We start from the raw sequence: 23374 nt of genomic DNA, 5'->3' as shown, positions 1-23374 counted from the left end.
GCGGTTGAAAATTAAAACGGAGTAAAACCGAGGATAGAAATGGAAAAACATCTGCAAATCTTGTAATGTTGTAAGTCCAACCAAACAACACGAAAAGGCTATGACAGATGCCCATCCAGTATATTAACGAACTGCTTGGATTACCAGAACTACAACATCATAGCGTTGTCTCGATCCATGAAACAGAAGTACATTTGGAAGCCTCACTGGTAGCCTACAAACAGGCCTGTCCTCTATGCCACTCCGAAGAAGTTATAAAGCGAGATGGCCGTAATACGTCGAGCAAGATTCGTCATTTCAGCATCTTTGGTAAAAAGTGTTTTTTGCACGCTTGGCCTGTTCGCGGTGCAATATTGGTTTTGTTTGGTCTTATTCGTGTGTTGGCTCCAAGGAACAATACAGTCTTGTTTTTCGTTTGCAGTCCGTAAACTAGGCACTGGTCTCCACGGCAACACATCGTGCCAGAATGCAAGAAGCATCATTTGCTCAAGCAAGCATGGCATCAAGCGAAAGACCAGACGGAACTGATACTTTGCAATTAAAAAGGAACACACTTACAACACCGGTATTCACGATATTCGAGGCGAAACCAAACTCGACCTGCTTTTGGGAAGAAAGCTGGATGCGCTACACGCGTATGCCGAGCAGCATCATGGATTTTAAATTCTTCAATCCCAAGGCTGTCGTCATGGATCTGGCTCAAGCTGTTCCGCCAATTGTGATTCTCGTCATCCTCATCATGAGTAATCTAAACTGCCCGTTATTTTAACAAAGGCAGCCGATCATTTGACCGGCTGCCTTCTTATTTTGATAGAGCTATCGTTTCCCATTATCTTAGCTTAATGGATCACATTCGTAGTCTTAATGCAACCTACCACTTATTCCATTAATCTCCCTTTACTTCATTATCATTCGGAATTAATTCATACAAGGCACGAACATCACAACCGATGGAATCGGCGATCGATATGGCAATTTTGAGTGGCATCACTCTTTTGTTTTCAATAAAGTCGTAAACTCGTTCCGGTTTAAAAAGCAAGTCTTTTGCCAGCCATTCCGCTGACTTCCCGGATTCCATCAATCGTTCATTCAGTAAGCAACGTCCTAGTTCAAATTTCAAGAAGTGATGACCTCCCGCATAAGATAATACTTAACCTTAAGCGTTGTCCATTGCCAGCATGAATATACTTCATTAAGGGTCCTATAACGATGAAGTTCCCCATGTTTCCCGTTAGTTCAATCTGTGGTTTTCCTATTATCAGCCCAATTTTCCTGTTCACAATTGAGATTAATGATGCATAATAGCACTGTGTAGAAAATCTGCTAAATCCTCATTGCTATATTGATTAATGATGTTCATATCTCTCACTCCGTACATATATAAGCAATAACGCCCCATCTCTTGGTCTATAACATCGTCCACCTTAAGAGTAAGTTAGGTCAGTTTTTATGGAGTATATTGTGTAAACAAGCTTATGCGCGCTTTTTTATTGTTATAGAACATATGGATTTGGTTTGAATGACAGACTCATTCTTTAAAATAGGGCGTAATCCCTCTTGAATATAGGTTCTCCACTAACTTGAAAAATTCTTCTGACGATAAATCCTTTTGACGCTGGAGCCAAAGACGAAACAAAGAAAGAGCAGTTGTCAGGTAAAACTCAATGAAGTATGGCGTTAAGGATTGGTTTTGCGGAACGTCTAATTCTAATTGATCCAAAGCGATTTCTTTTTTTAAGCGTTTTAAAAAACGGGCACTTCCATAATCACCCAAAAGGGCGTTGAGAACCAGGAGATGTTCTTTTTTGTCCAGACAATAGAGTGTATCTTGAACCGTATCCATCGATAACTCTTTATTCGCCAATTCTTTTTTCATGTCATTTAATAAGTCATTTTCAACAGAGTCTAACAATTCGTAAATGTCAGTAAAGTATTGATAAAAGGTGCTGCGGTTATATCCTGACTTATTCGAAATTTCCTGAATCGAAATTTTCTCAATCGGCTTTTGGCTATATAACTCACAAAAAACTTCTACAAACTTTTGTTTTGTTTTCTCCGTTATTTGGGGTTGCTTTTTCATGTTTCCCTCCTACTGGTGAATAAGAATACCATCCGACAAATCATAAAAAACTGATGGTTGATCAAGGAATAATGAAGATTTATAATCACATCATACAACACGTTGTCGGATAATCCAAAGGGAATATTAATAAGTAGGGGTGGTTTATATGTCAGCAAAACAAGATAGAATTTTAATTTTTGGTGCAGGTGTCATCGGGAGCATGTACGCAATTAAGCTTATTGAAGCAGGGTTTGACGTTAGCCTGTTTGCACATTCGAATAGATATAAATCATTAAGAGAAAATGGCCTGCAGTATATAGAAAAAGGTACAGTTAGATCGATACAAGTGAATGTCATGGATACGCTCGAAAATGACGATGTATACGATTTTATTTTCGTTACCGTTCGTTATGATCGGTCCGAAGCAGCGTTGTTAGCGCTAAAAGATAATCAAAGCAAAAATATAGTTACGATGACTAGTAATTCAAATGGATTTTCTTCGTGGCTGGATATCGTAGGGGATAGACTTTTACCAGCTTTTCCCGGCTTCGGCGGACAGATTAAAGATGGGGTATTGCATGCTCGATTTCTACCAAAGTTTATAGCGGCAACTGCATTTGGAGAAATTAATGGTGTAGCGACAGAACGCATAGAAAACCTCGCAAAACTATTTAAAACAGCAAAGCTTCCCTACGTTATTAAAAAGGATATGCAAGCGTATCTAATCACACATTCCGTATCAGATATTGCCATGTTGAGTTTTTTGCATTCTGAGAATAAGATTATTGACAAAAAAACAGCCAGAACCAGAAAGACGGCACGCAAAATAACAGTCACTTTAAAAGCGTATCTTAGGGAAATACAAAAAGCGGGCGTTTTAATTGATCCTCCAATACTTAAAATGGTGCTTAAATTTCCAAACTTATTTTTGGATCTCTTCTTTATGACATGGCTACGAACTAAGATGGTTAGGGATATGATGTTGCCGGATTATGCGAATAATGCTAACAATGAGATTGTACAGCTGAGTAATGATTTAATGAAATTTTTAAGTCAACATGATATCAAATCGGAAATACATGTTCCGTAATTTTTTGTTAAAATAGTATGGTATTTTTTAATTTATTTTCATTAAATCCTTCAATCAGGCATTAATCTGAATATGAAAATCTAAATATATAGTTTTTTCGTAGCATCCTTGAATAAACTACCGGGAAATGATAATTGAACAGCGGCAGTCCAAGACTTTATTTATCAAGTCTTGGACTGTCGCTGCTTTATTATCCGGGACAGTCGGCTGATAAACGCATTTCATTATTCAAAGTTTTACTCACACCTGGGGTGATTCCTATCTTGGTTGTGGTTCTTGCCTGGATGCTGGCTCATAATATTTTGTATACCTATATCTCTCCTTTCCTGGATGATATGGGGCTTGAACCCTATCTCGGACAGGTTCTGCTTGTTTTTGGAATTATGGCACTGGTGGGAATCTGGGTGATTGGGATTTTCATTGATCGTTGGTTGCGTCCGTTGGTTCTCATCAGTCTTACCGGATTTGCTCTGATATCTCTTGTACTAGGACTTTGGAGTGAGCATGGTACTATTATCTTCATTTTTGTTGCGCTGTGGGGGCTGACATTCGGTGGTGCGGCAACATTGTTGCAGACAGCACTTGCTCAGGCTGCGGGGAAGCAAGGTGTGGGTATCGTGATGCCTATCAATACCTTCTTGCTCTGTTTGTTGCCTGGTGTGCTAAAAGGCATGGATTTCGTCCATCCCAGATCCGTTAAGTAATCCGATTGCGATCCGTCTGCTATTGACTGTGAATTGTTCTTGCACGATCGTGGCAATCATTCATCGATTTGCACCACAAAAAACATAAATTACATTAGATCGATATGTGAACCAGGCGGAATCATGAATTTCGTCAGGTTTTTTCTGCATTCTGGCTTTTGTTAAATAAAAGTAGTCCAGGTAAACATAAATGTATTATGTAACGAAGTATAAGTATACTTTACATTTGTTAAAAATCAGTTTATAATTTGATTCAAGAGGTGATGGTCATGAAGAAAGATTTCGGTGATTCGATATCCAATAAGGTTTATGAATATCGTGTACTTGCCAGAATGTCTCAGCAAGAATTAGCAGAGAAAGTCGGGGTTTCCAAACAAACCATTTTCGTAATGGAAAAAGGGAATTATGTGCCGACTCTGCTATTGGCTTTTCGAATTGCCGATTTTTTTAATGTTGATGTAAACGATGTTTTTACTTATTTGAAAGGAAATGATCAAAATGAAAATTAAGTCTATTTCTGATATCCATAACGCAATTTTCCACCCTTTAAAGTCCTGGGCTGAGCAATCTACGGGAAATTGGAATATTCTCATTGGAGTAGGTTTTTTACTGCTCATGGGTAGTGCGATTTTTACCTATGTATTTTATAAGAAGATTGGGCAAGACGATGAACGGACAAATAAAATCTTTTTGAAAAGCAGTTACTTTATGCTGTTGACAATTATTCTATGTGACATGATTTTTCCTAAAGAGTATATGTGGAACATCTTTTTCTTGTTCAAATATGCGCTAGCGTTTTTAGCTGGTGGAATTTACATGGCCATCCAGTATAAAAAGGATTTGTCGTAAGGAAGGGTCAGAGCGAGGACCAGCTAAGGATGGGGATTAGACAATGTTGATAAATATGCTAACTAAGTGGTATGGAAGTTCAATAGGTGCAATCGGGTTGTAAAATAAATTGCTAAAATCAAAAATATCCTTTTATGTTCCTTCCCCCCTCTGCTTCTAGCGGCAATGGTTACATGTTCTTGTCCTTTGATCGCGACAAGAACATGTATTCATAAATCAAAAAAACCGCGCTCTGCCCCGCCTCTTATGAGACTATTATACCGTTGAGTGTATACAAACCATGTAATGCTTGCTGTTAATAATGCTGAAGAAATCAAGGCTGTAAGAACACTATATGTTTGCCAAATAAGTATCGTTGGCCAATCTAATGCACAGCACATTATACACAGGGCAATCGTAGCAATCAGCAAAATAGCTGTTACGATTATTCGCTTTTTTGTCATTGGCTGCCGCTCATTCGTCTTCCTTCTGCGTAATCCTAAGAGAAAGAACAGAACGGCCAATAGGCAAAGAATAATTGTGGTAGACGATAAAATGATGTCCAAAAGCTGTGTGCCGCTTATTTCATATGACTGCGTTAGATTGCCGTCTAATATCTCTTTAACTTTTAGTACCATGCTTCTATTGATATTTGCGCCATTGGTCAGCAAGCAGACGGCTGTTCGTTCATTTGGCAGTATGATCACTTCGGTTCCAAAATTGGGATTTCCCCCGGGGTGCTCTATAATCGTTTGGTTGGCGTTTACCGTCCAGCCCGCTGCATAATACATTTCGTTGACAGCCGGAACAGACATATCACCCTGATGTGATTTTTCTATAACCGTATGGAATATTTCGGGTATGTCCTTCACAATACCCATCTGTATGCCCATCCAACGCGCCATATCTTTTGTACAAGAAATGATGTAGCCTGCGGGTTTATTCCCGGAAAAATCCGGCGCGTTATATGGAGTTGTCATAAAAAAGGAAGAACGGTAGCCCTGTGCCAACTGTCCGGTGGCTTGAGCATCTTCTTTATAAACATACGTCTGGTGAAGACCTAACGGCTGAAATACCTGTTCCCTCATAAAGTCTTCATAGCTTTGTCCCGACACAATCTCAATAACCAAACCCAATACGTCATAATTAACGGTCCCATAGTTGTACTGTTCACCGGGAGGGAACGCCAACTCAACATCTACCAGCATTTCCACAGTCTTTTGCAGCAAATCTGGTGTATTGCCTTGTGGAATATTTTGAGAATGCTTACCATTTGTTAGGCCGCTAGTATGGTGAAGAAAGTTATTGAGTGTAAGGCTTTGCATATCAACAGGTTTTCCTTGATACTTTAACGTAAACCAAGGTAAATATTTTTGGACAGTGTCAGTCATTGACAGCAGCCCTTGTTCCTCCAACAGCAGAATACCCATGCCGGTAAAGGCTTTACTGACCGAGGCCAGTTCATATAGTGTGTTCTCACTTGCAGACAACCCACTTTCACGGTCTGCATACCCGGAAGAAAAGTAGAAAATTTCATCATCAGCTAGTATCGAGATTGACATTCCCGGCACACCTGATATACGACGGGCATCATCCAGCAACGCGTGTATTGCCGCAGATTGCGTATCTGACAACGCCGCATAACTTTGTGTTGCGAATCCTGAGAATACGATAAGTATCGCTATTACACAAACAATAGTCTTTTTCATAAGCTCTCCATTTCGAGTAAATTATGCGAGGATAATATAAACAACCTGTAGTACGCCTTATCCGCCTAATGCGTCGCTCCAATATACTTAATGCTAGACGTTCAATAATTAGATTACAATTGTAAACTTCACAGACCCATGTATATTATTTCTTGTTTCGCAAAAAAGGCCCCTCTGATTACTTAGCGGAAAGGTCAATGGTTTAAATCTTATGTCTACAATTTTTCTGCTTCATCATTACTATTTTATTAGGTATCAGCGTTGGTCTAACGACAAAAAGAAAGGAGACTAACCAATATGGCTAGTCTCCTTTCTTTTATAAAAATTTCACCCTATAATGATAAAGCTCAGTGCAGGCAAGCTTCATTAATCTTTCCATGTGACCTGCCATCCATATGACTGAAGTTTAAAGTATTTATTAAACTCCGCAACTACGGACTTCGCGTTCTCTTTCGATGTTGCATGAAATATAGTTATATCGACTATATTACAGTCTGAAATTTCCTCCAAACCTTTAAGTCTTGATGCATCTACTCCAATCTGCTTTAGACTCATACAATTTTTGAGTATTGTTAAATCTCCAACCGGATAAGTGAACTGCTTTAATTTCTTCAATTCTCCTATAACCTCTATATGTGATTCATCTATTGCACAGCTATCTGTCTCAAAAACCGTTAGATTCTTTAAAGCTTTTAAGAATGATAAATGTGGTATTGTCACTTGTTTGAGCTCTAGTTTTATTAACTTACTAAGGTTTGAAATATAAAGCAGGTCGCCAACCTCCATTTCTTCTAAGCTTAGTTCCTTCAAATTTTTTATAGTTCCAATTAATCCCCTATCAATTGAGTTCATTCTACATAATCTCAAACTCTTTAATTTCTTTATATCTTTCAGTGTATGTATATCTTTTAATGGAAGTCCTATTAATGTTAGCTTCCTTAACCCATCTAAAGAAACCAAGTACTTCAAATCAGATTCTTTAAAAGCTTCTGATCCTATCACAAGTTCTGCTAAAGAAGTCAACCGTTGAAGTACATCAAAATTAGTAATTTCATCCGCATGTATAATAAGTTCTTTAAGATTAACCATATGGGTTAAAATATCCAAAGATATTGCTCCGTATTTTTGAGCTTGATCAGCTCTAATAAATACCAGTCTCTTTTTTTTCAATGTTTTTGAAGATACAAAACCACTTTCAACATCGTCTTTAAAATACTCTTCCCAAAATCCGCTTACAGGGATAAGGCTGTTCTCTTCGATATTCAAATTAGTCAAAGCCAAAATATCATCTAACAAACTTCCACTTTCACGGGATAATATGATTACATCTTCTTCTTCACGAATACCAATACTACTATTTCTGAGACTCGAATCGATAAATTCAAAGAAATGTCCCAAACTTTCTGCAATAACATAGGAAAAATGAGAATTATGATCTATCGTAATAATTTGCCCATAAACGCCCTTTTCTCCGGGGTCTAAATCTATTGCCAAAAATGAGCCACCACCATCTTCAGCAAAAGGAATCCAGCCTTCTCTGTAGTTCCCGTCTTTTATTACATCTGATTTGCTGGATATAATATCGTAAGCTGATTCCAAAAGGGACTTCCAGTTACTTACTATCGATTCAATGTTCATCCAACCAAGACCAGCCATTATGCCAAAAATCTGCTCTCCTTCTCCATTAAAATTCATGTATAGCTTTCTGAAATCTTCTGGAAATTTGCAGTTCATCATGCTCTCGAAAAGATTTATTTCTGATTCCTCAACTGCTGGATTCAGTAATTCCTCTACATTTGGTATATGCGATTTTAATGTCTCTATAAGTAAACACTCTTCTTTTTTATTAGCTAATGACATATATTGGCCCCCATTCTACAGAGTCATAATAGTTTCAGTAAACATTCTTGGTTGATCATCAATCATTTTGTTATGATTCATCTTCAACAGTTCTATCAATAATTAATTCTATCTTAAATATGGAGCATCTATCTCCCGATTTAGCAATATCGTATCATGAATTTGTAAATATTGTTGTATTAAGTCATATGAAAAAAACTAAGAGTCATCTTAGGGGTTAATTTTATCTCTATATAAACTTCATTCACAACTAATTTTCACCCTATTTAATGGTACGGTTCAGCGTAACATCTATAGAACGCAGACACCTACACAAACACCTGCACCATTGTCTCCACAAGCCGCGTTGGATACGATTAATGCTTACTACGTTCAGCAAGCTGGCGATGCGCCTGACCACTCAATATTTGACACTACTGGAGTAACAGATGTTACTCCGTCGAACTTAACCTATGTTGATTATGCATTGAGCGTGGACGAGACATCTCCATGGACAGTACTTGAAATTCAAGAGATTGTTAATGAAGTTCATTCAGGACTCGTATTGACAGCGATCGGCACGGGGCTTTCCCATGCCGTTTTGAATTCCATTTTTATTCCCGTTCTTACCTTTGAGCTTAACTTAATGACCTTGCCTGTTTGGGTGTCCTTATTGTTTTTCTAAGTTTTGCTTGCTAAGCGACTCTATTCAGCATCATTCTGCTCTTCCAGCCATCTCAAAATCGCTTGGTTTGTTTCTTCCGGCTTTTCTTGCTGGATCCAATGACCGCAATCCAGATTGACCACTTCTGCATTAGGCACGAACTTTGTCAGGTTTTCAGACCTCTGGACCGTATCCCGGTCACCATAGATCATGAGGGTCGGCTGTACCATGAAAATGAAGGGGGTTGCGATTTTGGATGAGCTGTTTCATCCCTTCTTCATTTAGCGATTTGATTTATGCCTCGCATTTAAAACGTTCTGACTTTTGATGAGAATGAAACCCTAATTGATTGAGAAATACAGTAGCTCCTCTCTCCTATAGATCAGGGAAACAATAGACCCAGATTTATGCAGTACCAAAAATCCTTTTAACCATTCTTTTGTTATTTATATTTCCTTATTCTGTAATATATTTTTTGCAATGTTGAAATTTTAGCCCTTCTTCAGATGAAGCGATCAATATTCCAAGCCTTCTTAATCGTGTTTCTTCTTTCTTAGCGCTCATTACCCACCAGATTGAATCTCTTTTATAGGATGGTGATAAATTAGTGAAGAATAGCCAGGCTGTTTGATTTGCCTTGATTTGTTCTTCATATTCTTTAGCAAGTTCCACGTTTCTTTGTTCAGAGGAATAGCCTTGTGCATCGGTTCTGTTGTTAAAGACGTGCATTCCTTCTGGTCTCATCTTTCCAAACTGTATTAGTGCTTTTACCTTCTTTACGTTCACAGCACTCCATACACTATTTACTTTGCGCGGAGTAAAGCGAATCTTATAGCTTTGTTTATCAATGGTTTTTCGTATACCGTCAATCCACCCAAAACAAAGAGCGGCATCTACTGATGCAGACCAAGTAAGGCTTGCACGACCTGTACTTATCCCAAAATAGCCCACCCAAATTTCACTAGCTTCAGCATGATGTTCTTCTAACCAATCGTTAAACTCTTCTTGGTTGTTGAAAAAAACTACATCTCCCATTGTTCCAGCCATTTTAAAATCGCTTGGTTTGTTTCTTCCGGCTTTTCTTCCTGGATCCAATGACCGCAATCCAGATTGACCACTTCCACATTGGGCACGAACTTTGTCAGGTTTTCAGACTTCGCAACCACATCCCGGTCGCCGTAGATCATGAGGGTCGGCTGCTGGATGATTGGGTTCACTTTCGCCAATAAGCGCCAGTTGCGGTCAAGGTTCCTGTACCAATTTATGCTGCCCGTGAACCCTGATGTTTCAAAAGCGGAGACGTAAACGGCCAGCTCGCTTTCGCTCAATACGGGCTCACCGAGCGGTGTTTCTGCTCTGGCGAGATTGATCAACGCCATACCTGGCTCAGGTGCTCTGAGAGGCTCGTTCTTCCGGTACAGGTTGCGAAGGAACCTGTATGTATTGTCTTCGAATACGGCGTCCGCGACGCCTGGCTGTCGATTGAAGTGGACGAAATAGAAATCGCCGCCAAGTATTTCTTCCATGAACTCGATCCAGGGTTTTTCTCCGCGCTCTTGGTAAGGCAAGCTCAGATTTATCACTTTATTGACGCGGTTTGGATGCAACAAGGTCAGTCCCCAAACGACGAATGCACCCCAGTCATGACCGACAAAGGTAGCGTCCTCGTATCCATAGTGATCGAGAAGCGCGATGAGATCACCCGACAAGTGTTCAATGTCATAGTCTGTTACTTCGGTCGGACGGGATGAGTTGCCGTAACCCCGCTGGTTGGGGACGATGGCATGGTAGCCCGCTGCCGCAAGTGCGTCCATCTGATGGCGCCAAGAAAAGGCATGCTCTGGCCAGCCGTGGCAGAGTACAATAGGTTTTCCTGCGTTTTCTCGGCCTGCTTCAAACACTTCGAGTTCCACACCGTTGGCTGAAATAAGGGTGGGCTTGGGAAAATCGGTTGGATTAAACATTGAATTAAAACCTCCTTCTTGTGATACTTGTAGTATAATGAATAAAAGGTGACATCTAGGTGTCACCTTTCTGAAATCATGTAAAAAAAGAGGGCAATTATGGACAAAGTGGAGAGACTCATTTCGATTATCATGATATTGCTGAAAAAAGAGGTTGTTTCTACAACGGAATTCTCACAACTATTCAATGTCTCCAAAAGAACGATCCTTCGCGATATGGAAACATTGAGCTTATCGAACATCCCGATCTACTCTGTCAATGGGGTCAAAGGGGGCTACGGCATAATGGATGAATACAAGGTTGATAAACGCCTTTTAAGCAGCTCCGATTTACAGAATATATTAACTGCGCTCGGCGGATTGGAACAAATCCTCCGTACTGAAGAAGTTGAAAGAACGATAAAAAAAATAGAGGCAATGGTTAGTCCATTGTCTCTAAATCGTTCCATTCAACTGTCGTTTTATGATTGGGAAGGTCGGTCCGAGATTCTTGAAACCTTAAAGACATATCAAGAATCCATTTCAAAAAAGAGGCTGGTTTCGTTTGATTATACAGATAAGGACGGGGCTGTAACGAATAGAATGGTCGAGCCCTATGAGCTGCATTTTAGCGAATCGAGTTGGTACTTGAAAGGATTCTGTTTACATCGACAGGGATATCGAACTTTCAAGTTATCTCGGATCGATCATATTACTATGGATGAACGCGCGTTTCATCCTAGAGACGATTGGTCAGAGCAAGTACACGAAGCAAATTATCTACCTGAATTCGTCACGATTAAGGCCTGGATATCGCCTAGCATAAAAGATCAAATCATCGAAAGGTATGGTCGAAGAAGTATTGAAGACCATAATTCTGGATTTTTATTAGCAACCATTTATGTCCCACAAAATCGTATGGGATTTCAACTTTTAGCAAGCTTCGGCACTCATCTAAAAGTTGTAGAGCCCAAAACCTATGTTGAAGACTTTCGAAATTATTTATATCAAATGATGGAGAACTATTCCTGATATATTTAGCATTAAAGCTTCAACCTTCAACTCAACTTTTCACCCTATTTATGGTACGGTTCAGCCCGATTTGTCTTCACCGTGGGATACATCTGTTCCAAGATTTCAGCCACGTTTAGATTCTATTGTGATTGTGCGCCTGAGTCTGAACTAGCTGATCTTCTCAACTGCTGTGTTGCGGTCCCCATCTGCAGTTTCCGGGCAATCTGCTTGTTGCGCATTCCTCTGATACCTTCAATAGTCCTCCTTGCTTCATTTAGAGTTATATATACTGGTTCTCTCAAATTAATCACGTAATCTAGTGCTCCGAATAATAAAAAAAGCCCGCAAGCTAGTTACCTGCGGCTGTGAATTTAGGATATGTTGTTATTTATTATTATCTCTCCCCTCTGCAACAAGCCTTAGCCCACTTTCATGGAGTTAGTTGCTTGTGGAAGCTACACCAAAGGCTATACGCGTTGAATCGTGGCTATCATGACACCGGCAAATCCAATGCCTAACTGCACCAGTATTTCCGTGCGCCTAGGAGGACACGCTATGCGATTTTCAAGTGGCAATCGCCTCCTTCTGTTCCTTAGCTTTTGGGAATCCTTGATCCACACCTTGTTCTCTACGATTATCACGCAAGAGCTCGTACGTCACATACACCGGTCGCCCTGTTCGTGGTTCCAGCATAATCTCGGCATCAATGGCAAATACCTCACGCAGCGTCCGTACCGTCATTACACGCTCTGGCGAACCATGCTCCACCACCTGACCCTCACGAATCGCCACCATATAGTCGGAGAAGCGTGCTGCCAGATTCAGGTCATGCAGCACCATCACAATCGTCACCTGTTGACTGCGATTTAGTTCATAGAGCAGTTCCAGCACTTCAAGCTGATGCGCCAGGTCCAGATAGGTTGTGGGTTCATCCAGCAGGATCAGATCGGTTTGCTGGGCGAGCGCCATCGCAATCCATACGCGCTGACGCTGACCGCCAGATAGCGTATCGACCTCACGATGCTCAAACGCTGTAAGCTGTGTAACCGATAGGGCCCAGGCTACTACTTGCTTATCCTCTTTGGAGAGCTTGCCGAAGCCCCGTTGATGTGGAAAACGCCCATAGGCGATTAATTGACCGACCGTCAAACCGCTCGGTGCGGTCGGCGTCTGCGGCAGAATCGCCATCTGCTTGGCCACTTCCTTGGTGGACAGCGTACGGATATCGGCGCCATTCAGATAAACCGTACCATTATTCGTCTTGAGCAACCGACCGACTGCCTTTAGTACGGTTGATTTGCCGCATCCATTGGGACCGATAATCGAGGTAATCTGTCCACGCGGAATCTGCAAGTTCAGTTCTTTTACGATAAGCGTGTCATTATAGGCAATATCGATTTGTTGCGCTGTAATACTTTCCATGACGTCCTCCTAATTGGCCTTCGATAGTAAATAAAGAAAGTACGGAACACTGATGACCGTAATGACGATTCCCGTCGGCACATCTCCCCCCAAGCTAACCGTGCGCGTAATCGTGTCAGCCAGCACCACGACTAATCCTCCGGTCAGGCTGGCAGCCGGAACGAGCAATTTGTGATCGGGCCCGACCAGTTTTCTTGCCACATGCGGAGCGATCAAGCCAACGAAAAAGAAGCTTCCGCCCACGGCCACACTGCCAGAGGATAAAGCAACCGCAGCGATCGACAACCCCAAAAACTGCCGCTTCACGGCAAGACCCAGCCCTTCTGCCGTCTGATTGCCCAGATGGAGGGTGTTAAGTATGCGAGACTTGTAGAAAATATAGCCGAGTAAAATCAAGACCCATGGTGCCAGTACGGAAATATAACGCCAATCAGCGCCCCATAAGCTTCCCGCCAGCCAATGCAGCATGAAATCCATCTGCGAATCATTCAGCTTGAGAGTCAGGAAGGTGGTCAGCGCTTCATACCCGCTTCCGAGTGCGACCCCGGTTAAGATCAAACCGATTGGCGAAATATCTCGCCCACGGCGATACGACAATAAGAAGATCAATCCCGCCGCCAATAATCCGCCAACAAAGGCCAGTAGTGGTAGGGCAATAAAGGAGCCCTTTCCTGTCGATGCGATGAATACGACGAAGAACAGGACAAACAAACCCGATCCCGAACTAATCCCCAGCGTCCCTGGACTAGCCATGTCATTACGCAGCAAACTCTGCATCACGACCCCAGCCGCTCCCATTCCCAGACCTACCAAGATCGACAGTGTGATTCGTGGCAGGCGAAAATCGAACACGATCAGATTTTGCTTATCTGTACCGTTTCCGAGGAGAACATTCAGCACTTCTAGCGGTGAAAGATTCATTTTGCCAGAATTCATGCTAATGACAGCAAACATAAGGATGAGCACCATAAGCACTATATTGACGATAATGCCCCTTTGCACCGTATAACGCTGCTTGATCATTTAGATTCCCTCCTTTGCTTGCGAGCCAGGAAGAGAAAGTACGGCACACCAATGATAGAAAATATAATGCCAATCGGTGTTTCGAACGGCTTATTGATCAAGCGTCCAGCCAGATCGGCCGACACGGTCAGCAACGCACCATATAGAGCAACTGCCGGAATAATGTAACGATAGTCGACACCGACCATGTATCGCACAATATGTGGGGTAATCAGACCAACAAACCCGATCGGACCAACTAAGACAACAGCCAATCCAGTCAGCACGAGCACGATAATCGTCGATAAACCTTTGACCAGTCCGCTACGAATACCGAGTCCACTTGCCACATCATCCCCCAAACTGAGCAGTGTAACAGAAGGAGATAGCGCCAGCGCCAGCAGTACACCACCAACAAATAGCGGTGAGACGATCAGCAATTCCCCCCACTTAACCCCCGCTGTACTGCCTGCCGTCCAGAATGCTAATGCTCGACCCAGATTATAATTGATCGCTAAATACTGACTGAGTGCGCCAAATAGCATAGAGATGGACAGTCCTGCCAGTACCAGCCGCTGAGGCGTCATCCCGCGCTTGCCCAGTGACGCGATGAAGTAAGTGATCCCGGTCGCGAGTGCTGCTCCCAGACAAGCAAACAGCATCATATGCCCATACGAATAACCCGGCAGAAAGGCCAGGCAAAGAGCAATCGCGAATGCTGCACCAGAGCTGATGCCCATCAGCCCGGAGTCAGCCAGCGGATTTCGCGTCGTTCCCTGCATAATAGCCCCACATACCGCAAGGCTGCATCCGACGATCAGATCGGCTACGGTACGCGGAAGACGTAGGGTTTGTATAATTTGATGCTCAGTGAGCGTTGGATCAAATCGGAAAATAGCCTCCCATGCAGTCGCTAACCTCATGTCGGCGGCGCCGAAGCTAATCGACGCCGCCGACATGAGAACCGTTAATCCAAGCCCTACCACCATGTACATGGTGAAATTCACCGCCCCACGGCGTTTTTGTTCAGGCTTGTTTTTCATTACGCTTTCCTTTCCTTACCTACTGATAGTCATATTTACAAATTGGAGTACTTCTTTTTACCTCGTCAAAATCCTTATCTAGCCATAGCCAGCAATTGATTTACAATATGATCAATCAATGCACTGGAAGTCATTATATCCGTGGACCAAGATAGCGATGTACCCACCGATATGATCCGATTATGTTGCACAGCAGGTAGCGATTTCCAGACCGCATTATCAGTAGGGACTTCCGTATCTCCTATAGCGATTAGATAATCCCCTATGTAAGCAGCCAAGACCTCCATAGAGATATCTCCCCAATATTTATCTGTGTCAATAATATCAGTTTGAACTTTTGAAGGTGCCTTCATTTTAAGTCCATTATAAACAAGCTCGCCAACCGCATGCTTGGCTCCAGCGATGTAGTTACTTTTATCACTGAATTCCCCCATAGTAATTGTCACGTCTGAAAGACCTGCATTCTGAAGGGCTAGCTTCGCTTCTTCTATTTTTCCGGCATAAGCACTCAGAACAGCCTTAGCCTCTTCCTGCTTGTTCAAAACATCACCAATAAAATGTATCCGCTCTTCTGTAGTCATATCACCATAAGGGACATAAATTGTCGGGGCAATTTTGGATAAATCTTCATAATTTTCATCGCCCCATGCTAAAATGATCAGATCAGGCTCAAGAGTCATGACATCTTCCGGCTCCATAGCTATTTTAATAGAGTCTGTAATCTGGTTAGCAAAAACAGCCTCTTTCCCGTCCCTTGCCGCTCTCGCCACTCCTAAAGGAGTTACACCTAGGGCCACCACATCACCAACCAAATAATCGACTACAACACGCTGAGGGTTGTTCGGTACCTTAACGTCACCCTTTACTGTGGATATCGTTCTCGTCTGCGAGACTGCTTCTGAAGCATTCGTCTCCGATACTTCCGGTTGTGTCGTCTGTTGTGTCTGCGCAGGGTTTGAATTCACCGTTCCCCCGTTATTCGATGGCGTTCCCGACGCACATGCCGACAATAACAGCATCAAGCTCATCGTCGCCGCCAAGATCATTTCTTTACTTCTTACTTTTCCAAACATGGTTGATTCCCCTTCTCTATAAGACTGGACTAGACCCGCTAGTTCCCTCTCATAGTAAAGAAAATGAGAATCATTATCAATACCATCAACCTGCATAGATAGTGCGTTTATTTTCCGATAATCACTTGGCGTCATCTTGTAATACTTCTTAAACATCCGAAACAAATTTTTCTCATCTGCAAAACCAGATCCTGTTGCGATCTCTTTAATGGTTGCTTCTGTATGTTTCAAGTCATGGCAGGCAGCTTCAATCCTTCTCTGAATGAGGTACTCCTGTAAGCTCATGCCTTCCTTTTTTTTGAACAGCCGCGTCAATTGCCCGCCACTGATCCCAAACATATCAGCAATTTCTTGGAACATAATCGGCTGCATGTAATGTTTATCGAGATATATCTTGGCAGAACAGGCTGGATCTGGCTGGAGATACCGAATTTCACCACTCTCAAAATCTCTGTACACCCCATGTATCAATTGATATAGAAAACTTTTGGCCTGCAGCTGATCCATCGCTTTGCCGCGGTTCCAGCCATTCATCATCTGTTGAAACCAATCGAGTAGCAAGATAGGATTACTTGGTGTATAACCATACTGTTGAACAAATGGATTTACTTCCTCCAGTAATTGCTGCAGGTGCCTCTTGAAAAAAAGAGGTAATTCTGCTTTATAAAATACCATAAAGGTCTTCACATTCTCCCCTTTAGGCGAAATACTGAGCAGGCTCCCCTTCCCTCCGTGAACTAAACCAAAGCGTTCCATTCCAAATGTGGTTTCATTCAGTTGAATTTGTGCTTCTCCTCCACATGCATAGATAAACATGCTACTAGGCATTTTATACTGCTCCAACGGGTATTGGGACGCTACATTCTGGAAACGTACATCTATTAATGTAATGATCGAACGTGTCCAAATGTGGGCCATCGTATCGATCATCTCCGGTGTAAATACCTGGCTTGCTGCTGCTTCGTCTTGCATCTATCTGCGCTCCTTCATCTCACCTTTTGCAATTTATATATCACCTATCAATTCAATTGATATTGATTATCAATATCATAATTCATGAGGTAAGTATATCATCATTAAGTGACATTGGGGACAAGTTCTTGCCCTAAACAAAAGACAAGAACATGTACCGATAAAAAAAGCCGCGCACAGCGCGGCATCCAGTGAGACTATGTTCTTGTCCTCTGAGCGAAGAATCGTTTCTATACTCTCAGTAGAAGATATTATTTACAGCTAAATATTCCGAAGCAGTGAAGGATCAAGTTCCTCTCTCCCTAAGTAGCCGCTGCAGATAACGGGACGGTTAATGATTTCATACATTTTTTTAAGATCCGAAATGTACTCTTGGCTCCAAGTTTCAAAAGAATCGAATTCCGCCTTAGAAATTTGATGGTACTCCGGGGAGTCGGTTACCCCCGTAAGGATCTCATATGCATAAATATTATCGCCAAACTTTCCTACTGATTGGTATCTTCCTGTTTTCAGGCAGATATAATCGGTATATTTCACGGTCATCCCTCATCCTGTCATTGATTTCCTCAAGTCCATTAATTTAATCTTGTATAAATCTAACTCCGCAGCAACTCGTCCCGCGCTTCCGTCAGTGCGAACCCCAGCAGATTTCTGCCCCGCCATTTCATGGGATTCTCCGCATCCGGATTGGACTGGCCCATGCCGATCCCCCAAATACGGTCCCGCGGGCTAGCCTCGACGAGGATGCGGTTCTTCGTCGAGTTAAGATAATCGTTAAGCTTCGGATTCTGCGAAAATTTGGCCAAGCTGGCTCTTTTGACGATGCTGTAACATTCCTTATCCCAAATATCTTTGTCAAAGTTTTGGACCGCACGTCCAAAAGCCTTCATCTCCTTTGGATGCTTAGCTTTAAGGATGGACTCCAGCATTTCGTCATCGCCGAACAACCTTGCCTTCTCGGCCATCATAAACTGCTCGGCGCATGAGTACTGCGTTCCCTCTAACGTGAACGGGCACAGCCACCATTGGCTGAAGCAGCTTTTATCAACGCTCCCGTCCTTAGGCGGTGTATGTCCCCAAAAAAACACGAATTTGAACTTTTTTCCTTCGTTATATACTTTTCTTAACTCATCGATATTGTAAATCATCGTTAACCCTCCAAATTTCTCCGATATAAGCGGGATGGTCTATGCCCCGCATTTTCGGTATAATGATCGGTCTCCACTACAAGATCGGCTACTTTACGCCGGAAGGCCGCCTTCAACAGCTCTTTATCCATAATTACCTCATAAACCTGCTGCAGTTCCGTCAAGGTAAAAAGCTTCGGCATCAAGTGCAGTGCAATATCGGTGTAATTCACTTTTCCCCGTAACCGATCAATAGCGCATGCTATGATCTTCGCATGGTCGAAGGCCAATCCGTCATTCGATACGATCTCATAATCCGTGCCAGTCGATGTAGTCTTCGCTGTCATAGTCCTCGCCACGACCGCCGAAAGTTCTTCTTCTTCACTACTTAGTTTGAGTTCGTACTCCAGCGTCTTGATGTATCCGTCCACAATCAGTTCTTTTTGCTCCCGCAGCGGCCGATAGGATACCTTGAACCAGGCGGCGTCTGCTGCATCATCTCCTGCCTTAAGCTCCAACTTGTCGCTATTGATCAAAGCCATATAGCTGCAGCTTATTACCCAGGTTCGTGGGTCGCGCCCGATATCACTGAACGTATACAACTGCTCCAGATAAACGTCTTCTACGCCAGTTTCCTCGCATAGTTCCCTTACTGCTGCCTGCTCAGTCGTCTCATTCGGTCGGACAAAACCGCCAGGCAGCGCCCATTTGCCCAGGAAGGGGTGAGCCCCCCGGCGAATTAGTAGGACGCGTAGCTCTTTTTCCGGTAGTTTGCGATAACTGTCAGCCTCGTCTTCCGTCACAGTGAAGATAACCATATCCGTTGTCACTGAAGGACGCTCGTAATCGCCTGCCTTGTATTGCTTCAAAAATTCAGATTCCGTAAGTCCATCCTTATCCAACAAATCCAAGTGGGTATGCCTCCTTTATATTTGATTTAACCGTTCAGCTCTCCGAAATAGTTCCCGTAGGGCTCGAACTTTGCCAACACTTCATCTACCTTGCGTATACGTTCCTCCAGGCTCCCCCGCAGCGTAATATAGGGGATCCGCCGCTCCTTCAAATCCGCGATAATCTGTTTATGAAAGACATGCCGCTTCTGATCCCCGCTGCGGTCCCACGTATCGTCGTAAGGAATATCGTCAGCGCATAAGAAGAACAGATCATAACGTTGCGCGTTCTCCAGAGCGATCCGGGTTAACAGCTCGGGGGCTCGGCCGTGGTAATCTAGGGCGAACATATACGTCGTGATCGCATTGGTATCGACGAACAGAACCCGGTTCGCCGCAAGCATTGCCTGTTCTTCGCGCTCGATATGACCCACCGCGATTTCATCGAACGCTTCCAAGCCGATTCGGCGGTCCACCTGATGTTCGGTCCAATAATCGCGTCCGTATTCGCTTGCGAACGTTGTGCAATATCGCTGTGCCAGTGCTTCGGTGATCGTCGACTTACCCGTTGACATCGCTCCAACGAATACCAATTTCGTGATCAAATCCCGGTACACGATATCACTTACGAACTCCCTGTACTGATATGGATTGGAACGGACCATCGTCGCTGAGATCGGGACCCGCTCTCGAGCTTCATCCACCCGCCGGTCTATTGCACCCAAAGCGAGACTCATATGTTTGCCGTAGAATTCGCTCGAGTAAAAATGCGTTACTTGCTCTCCGTTCAGCAAACCGAGTATATACTGTTCTTCCCGAACCTCATGCTCCCTGTCATCCGAATATCCATCCGGACCATCCCAAGCTTCGATTACCCGGACTTCCGGATAGAGCCTGCGAATCCAATTTGCCCGGACATGAAGCGGGATCGGAGTGACTGTCGTTTCGTAAATGACTAGGATCAATTCATCGACCTCTTGTAGCGCCGTTTCAATCATGAACTGATGGCCTTTATGCAGCGGGGCAAACTTCCCCAGTGTTAGTCCAAGCGTGTTCATGCCGCCACCTCCTTCGCCCCTTTATTCCAAATATAGTACCCGTAAACTGCGTTGACCAGATACGCGCTCCACATCACGATCATCAGTAGGCCTTCCCCGCTGCCCTCCAGCATGCGAATCGCCCATAGCAGCACCGTAAAGAGATTTAGCACGATATAGACCAGCCATTGTTCCTTGAATCTTCTAACCATTAAGAAGGTCGCCACAACAGACAGCACCGTTGTAGTGGCATCAATGTAAGGCGAATTCTGTCCCGGAATGAACGAAAGCCCAAATCCGAGCACTAAACAGCCGATTACACAGACCATCCCAACGAGGAGCAGTCTTCTAAGATCCATCTGCCGCATGGTCAGTCTACCGTCTTTTTGGCGATTATTTTTCCACATGTAGAAGCCAATGACATTCATTGGAACAAAGAATAGCAGATTCAGCATAACCTCTCCAAACAAACCGTTAATATAGGCCAAATAAGCATAACCGATGGTATTGTACATGCCGAAAACATAGCTCATCAGGTTGCCCTTCGCTGCAAGCACCACGCATAACACCCCAGTAATAAATACCGTGAATCCGAATAAAGAGTCCTTTGTAATCACTGTAAACCCGACAGCGATTGAGGTAAATAGTATCAACCACGTAATTTCGAACAGATTCCAGTTAGCCGCTACCTTTTTCATCTTACATCCCTCCGCTTTTTCCACTCATTCATAGAGCGAAAAAAATTAGTTGTACTTAGTATCATTTTGTTAATAACATATTGTTACTATCAAAAATAACAGAAAATTTTGCGAAGGGCAAGCAAATTCTTCCTATTTCCACAGGCAGGTACTTATTTAAGGCTTCTCAACAGAACTAACTTTAAATTTGTAAAAATAAAAAGAAACCCCTATTAAAAGGGATTTCCTCTAATCTTGTTCAACTAACGTACCAATAGGTGGACTGTTTTTTTAAGGTTTACTATTCCGTCTTTCTACTCAAATAAATAATCACCCTCTTTTTCTAAGAGAACAGGTAAATACTGAGTTACCATTTCAGTAAACACGAAATCATCCCCACAATTAAATTGTGCACTTCATTACATAAACCCGTCTTCGGGTTCACCAACATCAAATCCTAATACTTTTGTCGCTTCCAATTTAAATCTCTCTATCCAAGAACTCCAATCACTATTACTCATCTGTGCATAAAATGATAAACCACTTGGCTCCACTGAAGCCACAATAAAAACATCATCATCTTCCTGCCCGAACCAATAGGGAATTCCATTTTTATATATCGTCATCAACTTATAAGAGTCAGTAGCTCCGATAGAATAACTCTAAGCTCAAGCTCCGTTTGCTCTGACTTCACGGCTTTTTCCAGCTTTGCACGGCTTCCGAATATCCGGTATATAACCTGCTCCCGTTCATATATTTCTTTAGGCGACAGCTCTTGAAGCAGCGCTTCTGCAAGCTCGACCCGATCGATCACGAAGTTTTTGACAGCTCTTGCTTCCTCATTTCCTGCTAGCAGAATGTCGACTAGGACTGGCATAAGCTCAGCCTCTACACCGTGCGTATCAATAAAGGTCTCCGCATAACCATCCTGTATCATTTGGTGCTCCGAATCTACCATCTCCATATAACGAGAGACGAGTGAGAAATATTCCTTGCTATATAATCCTAATCCGAGTACAGCATAGGTACCAGGCATGACCGACTTTTCACCCGGTTCCGTGTCCTTGTACCACGCATAGGGCTCCATAGCGATATCCGCATACGCAGCCAGCTTAGGAAAAAGAGACGGATAGGCTAGTGCACCAGCAAAAAACTGATGAAGACCTGATTTAGCCATTTTTTTTAGAGGAAGATAGTTCTTTTGTTTGCTTTTCAGCTTCAGGTGATATTCCTTCGGGAATCCCTGCTGCAGCAATTCGGTAAGGTGATCCAATGCTTCTCCATAAGCTGGTTCCTCCTCGTTCAAAATCCGGACTTCAATGCTCTGTGTTACATCATTATTATCAACTTCAACACGGGTCCCTTTATATACTGGAGTGAATTTCCCGCTTCCCCCCAGGATATACTCCGCTGCGTGTTTTGAACCAAGCTGGACAGCTAGTTTCAAATATTGTTCCCGGATGTCCGGTTTCGTTTTTCCAATTTGCAGAGCGGCATATACAAAAAAGGAAAGTTGATCTGCATTCGGATCCATAAGCGCCATATCCTCTTTAGGTATCCAATCCATTCTAAAGCTGCCTGTAAGCACAAAATAGCGTGGAAGAAAAATATTTTGAATCCAATTATCCATAGCCAAAGTATACTGGCCAGTCCATTCGTCTAAGCGTCGCCTATTACTTCTGAGCTTGTCGGATAAATGCTCAATTAATGGGCCAACTGCATTTTCTTCTTGCTTCATAAGATCAGGGTTCATCAAGTGATGAGAAAAGAAAAACTGGTCATCAACACTAGGCAATACGGGAAGATCAGACATGATTTTGGATGTTATAAACTTCTGTAATGATTTGCGGAGTTCGTTCAGCTTCTCTTCGTTAACCAGATGCACGCAAAGTGTTAAGTCTTCGTCCTCCATTTCAAAGGAAAGTACGATCTGGAATCGGTAATCAAAAAAACGAGGACCTAACTTCTCTGATAAAAAAAGCTCCTCCACTCTCTTGCATAATGCCGGGTAAAGTTCAGATCTAATTAATTCATCCGTGAGTTCGGCGATATAAGGACCTGCTTCGATTTCATAAGAGCTGTCCGTCCAATCGAACGGTTCTTCAACATCAATATGTATTTTTCCGTCACGCCAAGCTACCTGAAGATAATCCTTTATCCCTGCCTGGAGCGGACGATTTCCTATGAATTCATTTATTCTTATAGTCTCTTTGTTATATATGGTTATCATCTCGCTCCACACATCGTCTATAAACCTCTGTACTGCTGCGTTCATTCC

Annotated in this window: 26 protein-coding genes; 8 read left to right on the top strand and 18 right to left on the bottom strand. The window is 42.8% G+C overall.

Annotated features, from left to right (window positions below; all coding sequences use genetic code 11):
- Positions 1 to 107 precede the first annotated feature (107 nt).
- A complete protein-coding gene (locus tag NST58_RS17215; protein WP_143762384.1) occupies positions 108 to 428 on the top strand; it encodes a hypothetical protein in 321 nt (106 codons plus the stop codon).
- 194 nt (positions 429 to 622) lie between these two features.
- Positions 623 to 769: a hypothetical protein gene (locus tag NST58_RS17210; RefSeq protein WP_179086259.1), complete on the top strand. Its 147-nt coding sequence runs from the start codon at positions 623 to 625 to the stop codon at positions 767 to 769.
- A gap of 117 nt (positions 770 to 886) precedes the next feature.
- Here the strand turns inward: NST58_RS17210 and NST58_RS17205 are convergent, their stop codons facing one another.
- Together NST58_RS17205 and NST58_RS17200 are read right to left on the bottom strand one after the other, a co-directional pair.
- Complete coding sequence (locus NST58_RS17205) at positions 887 to 1120, bottom strand: transcriptional regulator (protein ID WP_076106729.1); 234 nt, start codon at positions 1118 to 1120, stop codon at positions 887 to 889.
- A 408-nt stretch (positions 1121 to 1528) separates the two neighbouring features.
- On the bottom strand, positions 1529 to 2080 hold the full coding sequence (locus tag NST58_RS17200) for a TetR/AcrR family transcriptional regulator (RefSeq protein WP_076126602.1): 552 nt from the start codon (positions 2078 to 2080) through the stop codon (positions 1529 to 1531).
- A gap of 148 nt (positions 2081 to 2228) precedes the next feature.
- Here NST58_RS17200 and NST58_RS17195 point away from each other — a divergent pair, with 148 nt between their 5' ends.
- From NST58_RS17195 to NST58_RS17180, 4 genes are all read left to right on the top strand, one after another.
- Complete coding sequence (locus NST58_RS17195; RefSeq protein ID WP_076126600.1) at positions 2229 to 3152, top strand: 2-dehydropantoate 2-reductase N-terminal domain-containing protein; 924 nt, start codon at positions 2229 to 2231, stop codon at positions 3150 to 3152.
- A 134-nt stretch (positions 3153 to 3286) separates the two neighbouring features.
- A complete protein-coding gene (locus NST58_RS17190) occupies positions 3287 to 3856 on the top strand; it encodes an MFS transporter (RefSeq protein ID WP_076126599.1) in 570 nt (189 codons plus the stop codon).
- A gap of 269 nt (positions 3857 to 4125) precedes the next feature.
- Positions 4126 to 4365 carry a helix-turn-helix transcriptional regulator gene (locus NST58_RS17185; protein ID WP_036677000.1) on the top strand — a complete coding sequence of 80 codons (240 nt, stop codon included), beginning with the start codon at positions 4126 to 4128 and terminating at the stop codon, positions 4363 to 4365.
- Complete coding sequence (locus tag NST58_RS17180; protein WP_036677002.1) at positions 4355 to 4705, top strand: hypothetical protein; 351 nt, start codon at positions 4355 to 4357, stop codon at positions 4703 to 4705. Before NST58_RS17185 ends, NST58_RS17180 begins: the two co-directional genes overlap by 11 nt.
- A 209-nt stretch (positions 4706 to 4914) precedes the next feature.
- Here NST58_RS17180 and NST58_RS17175 read toward each other — a convergent pair whose 3' ends face one another.
- Both NST58_RS17175 and NST58_RS17170 read right to left on the bottom strand, forming a co-directional pair.
- A complete protein-coding gene (locus tag NST58_RS17175) occupies positions 4915 to 6393 on the bottom strand; it encodes a serine hydrolase domain-containing protein (RefSeq protein ID WP_339243620.1) in 1479 nt (492 codons plus the stop codon).
- Positions 6394 to 6759: 366 nt separating this feature from the next.
- Positions 6760 to 8253, bottom strand: coding sequence for an SMI1/KNR4 family protein (locus NST58_RS17170; RefSeq protein WP_339243618.1), 1494 nt, complete (start codon positions 8251 to 8253; stop codon positions 6760 to 6762).
- Between the two features lie 346 nt (positions 8254 to 8599).
- Here NST58_RS17170 and NST58_RS17165 point away from each other — a divergent pair, with 346 nt between their 5' ends.
- On the top strand, positions 8600 to 8917 hold the full coding sequence (locus NST58_RS17165) for a hypothetical protein (protein WP_076302981.1): 318 nt from the start codon (positions 8600 to 8602) through the stop codon (positions 8915 to 8917).
- Positions 8918 to 8937: 20 nt separating this feature from the next.
- Here NST58_RS17165 and NST58_RS17160 read toward each other — a convergent pair whose 3' ends face one another.
- The 3 genes from NST58_RS17160 to NST58_RS17150 form a co-directional block, all read right to left on the bottom strand.
- Positions 8938 to 9108 carry an alpha/beta hydrolase gene (locus NST58_RS17160; RefSeq protein WP_217696906.1) on the bottom strand — a complete coding sequence of 57 codons (171 nt, stop codon included), beginning with the start codon at positions 9106 to 9108 and terminating at the stop codon, positions 8938 to 8940.
- A 244-nt stretch (positions 9109 to 9352) separates the two neighbouring features.
- Positions 9353 to 9943 (bottom strand): YdeI/OmpD-associated family protein, encoded by a 591-nt coding sequence (locus NST58_RS17155; protein ID WP_232061375.1) that lies wholly within the window; start codon positions 9941 to 9943, stop codon positions 9353 to 9355.
- Positions 9919 to 10860, bottom strand: a complete 942-nt coding sequence (locus NST58_RS17150) for an alpha/beta hydrolase (protein WP_076281777.1) — start codon at positions 10858 to 10860, stop codon at positions 9919 to 9921. The genes NST58_RS17155 and NST58_RS17150 overlap by 25 nt, the downstream gene beginning before the upstream one ends.
- Positions 10861 to 10959: 99 nt before the next feature.
- Here NST58_RS17150 and NST58_RS17145 point away from each other — a divergent pair, with 99 nt between their 5' ends.
- On the top strand, positions 10960 to 11871 hold the full coding sequence (locus NST58_RS17145) for a YafY family protein (RefSeq protein ID WP_076126589.1): 912 nt from the start codon (positions 10960 to 10962) through the stop codon (positions 11869 to 11871).
- A gap of 546 nt (positions 11872 to 12417) precedes the next feature.
- On the opposite strand, the gene NST58_RS17140 is transcribed toward NST58_RS17145, so the two are convergent.
- The 11 genes from NST58_RS17140 to NST58_RS17090 form a co-directional block, all read right to left on the bottom strand.
- Positions 12418 to 13275 (bottom strand): ABC transporter ATP-binding protein, encoded by an 858-nt coding sequence (locus tag NST58_RS17140; RefSeq protein ID WP_076190254.1) that lies wholly within the window; start codon positions 13273 to 13275, stop codon positions 12418 to 12420.
- Between the two features lie 9 nt (positions 13276 to 13284).
- Positions 13285 to 14298 carry an iron ABC transporter permease gene (locus NST58_RS17135; RefSeq protein ID WP_076179405.1) on the bottom strand — a complete coding sequence of 338 codons (1014 nt, stop codon included), beginning with the start codon at positions 14296 to 14298 and terminating at the stop codon, positions 13285 to 13287.
- Positions 14295 to 15272: an iron ABC transporter permease gene (locus tag NST58_RS17130; RefSeq protein WP_339243613.1), complete on the bottom strand. Its 978-nt coding sequence runs from the start codon at positions 15270 to 15272 to the stop codon at positions 14295 to 14297. The genes NST58_RS17135 and NST58_RS17130 overlap by 4 nt, the downstream gene beginning before the upstream one ends.
- 122 nt (positions 15273 to 15394) lie before the next feature.
- Positions 15395 to 17365: an AraC family transcriptional regulator gene (locus NST58_RS17125; protein WP_339243611.1), complete on the bottom strand. Its 1971-nt coding sequence runs from the start codon at positions 17363 to 17365 to the stop codon at positions 15395 to 15397.
- Positions 17366 to 17626: 261 nt separating this feature from the next.
- Complete coding sequence (locus NST58_RS17120; protein ID WP_339243609.1) at positions 17627 to 17902, bottom strand: hypothetical protein; 276 nt, start codon at positions 17900 to 17902, stop codon at positions 17627 to 17629.
- Between the two features lie 59 nt (positions 17903 to 17961).
- On the bottom strand, positions 17962 to 18513 hold the full coding sequence (locus tag NST58_RS17115; RefSeq protein ID WP_339243607.1) for an NADAR family protein: 552 nt from the start codon (positions 18511 to 18513) through the stop codon (positions 17962 to 17964).
- A gap of 2 nt (positions 18514 to 18515) precedes the next feature.
- A complete protein-coding gene (locus NST58_RS17110) occupies positions 18516 to 19403 on the bottom strand; it encodes an NUDIX domain-containing protein (RefSeq protein WP_076277376.1) in 888 nt (295 codons plus the stop codon).
- 26 nt (positions 19404 to 19429) lie between these two features.
- A complete protein-coding gene (locus tag NST58_RS17105; RefSeq protein ID WP_076184878.1) occupies positions 19430 to 20440 on the bottom strand; it encodes an AAA family ATPase in 1011 nt (336 codons plus the stop codon).
- Positions 20437 to 21117: a nicotinamide riboside transporter PnuC gene (pnuC, locus tag NST58_RS17100; protein ID WP_076217644.1), complete on the bottom strand. Its 681-nt coding sequence runs from the start codon at positions 21115 to 21117 to the stop codon at positions 20437 to 20439. Before pnuC ends, NST58_RS17105 begins: the two co-directional genes overlap by 4 nt.
- 398 nt (positions 21118 to 21515) lie before the next feature.
- Entirely contained in the window at positions 21516 to 21722 is a 207-nt protein-coding gene (locus NST58_RS17095) for a hypothetical protein (protein WP_254848967.1), read from the bottom strand.
- Entirely contained in the window at positions 21722 to 23371 is a 1650-nt protein-coding gene (locus NST58_RS17090; protein ID WP_339243604.1) for a DUF6138 family protein, read from the bottom strand. The genes NST58_RS17095 and NST58_RS17090 overlap by 1 nt, the downstream gene beginning before the upstream one ends.
- Between the last annotated feature and the right edge of the window lie 3 nt (positions 23372 to 23374).

This window comes from Paenibacillus sp. FSL R10-2796 (genome assembly GCF_037965315.1).
GTDB lineage: Bacteria > Bacillota > Bacilli > Paenibacillales > Paenibacillaceae > Paenibacillus_AQ > Paenibacillus_AQ odorifer.
The sequence above is the reverse complement of the archived record's forward strand: the minus strand, read 5'-3'. Positions and strand labels throughout refer to the sequence as shown.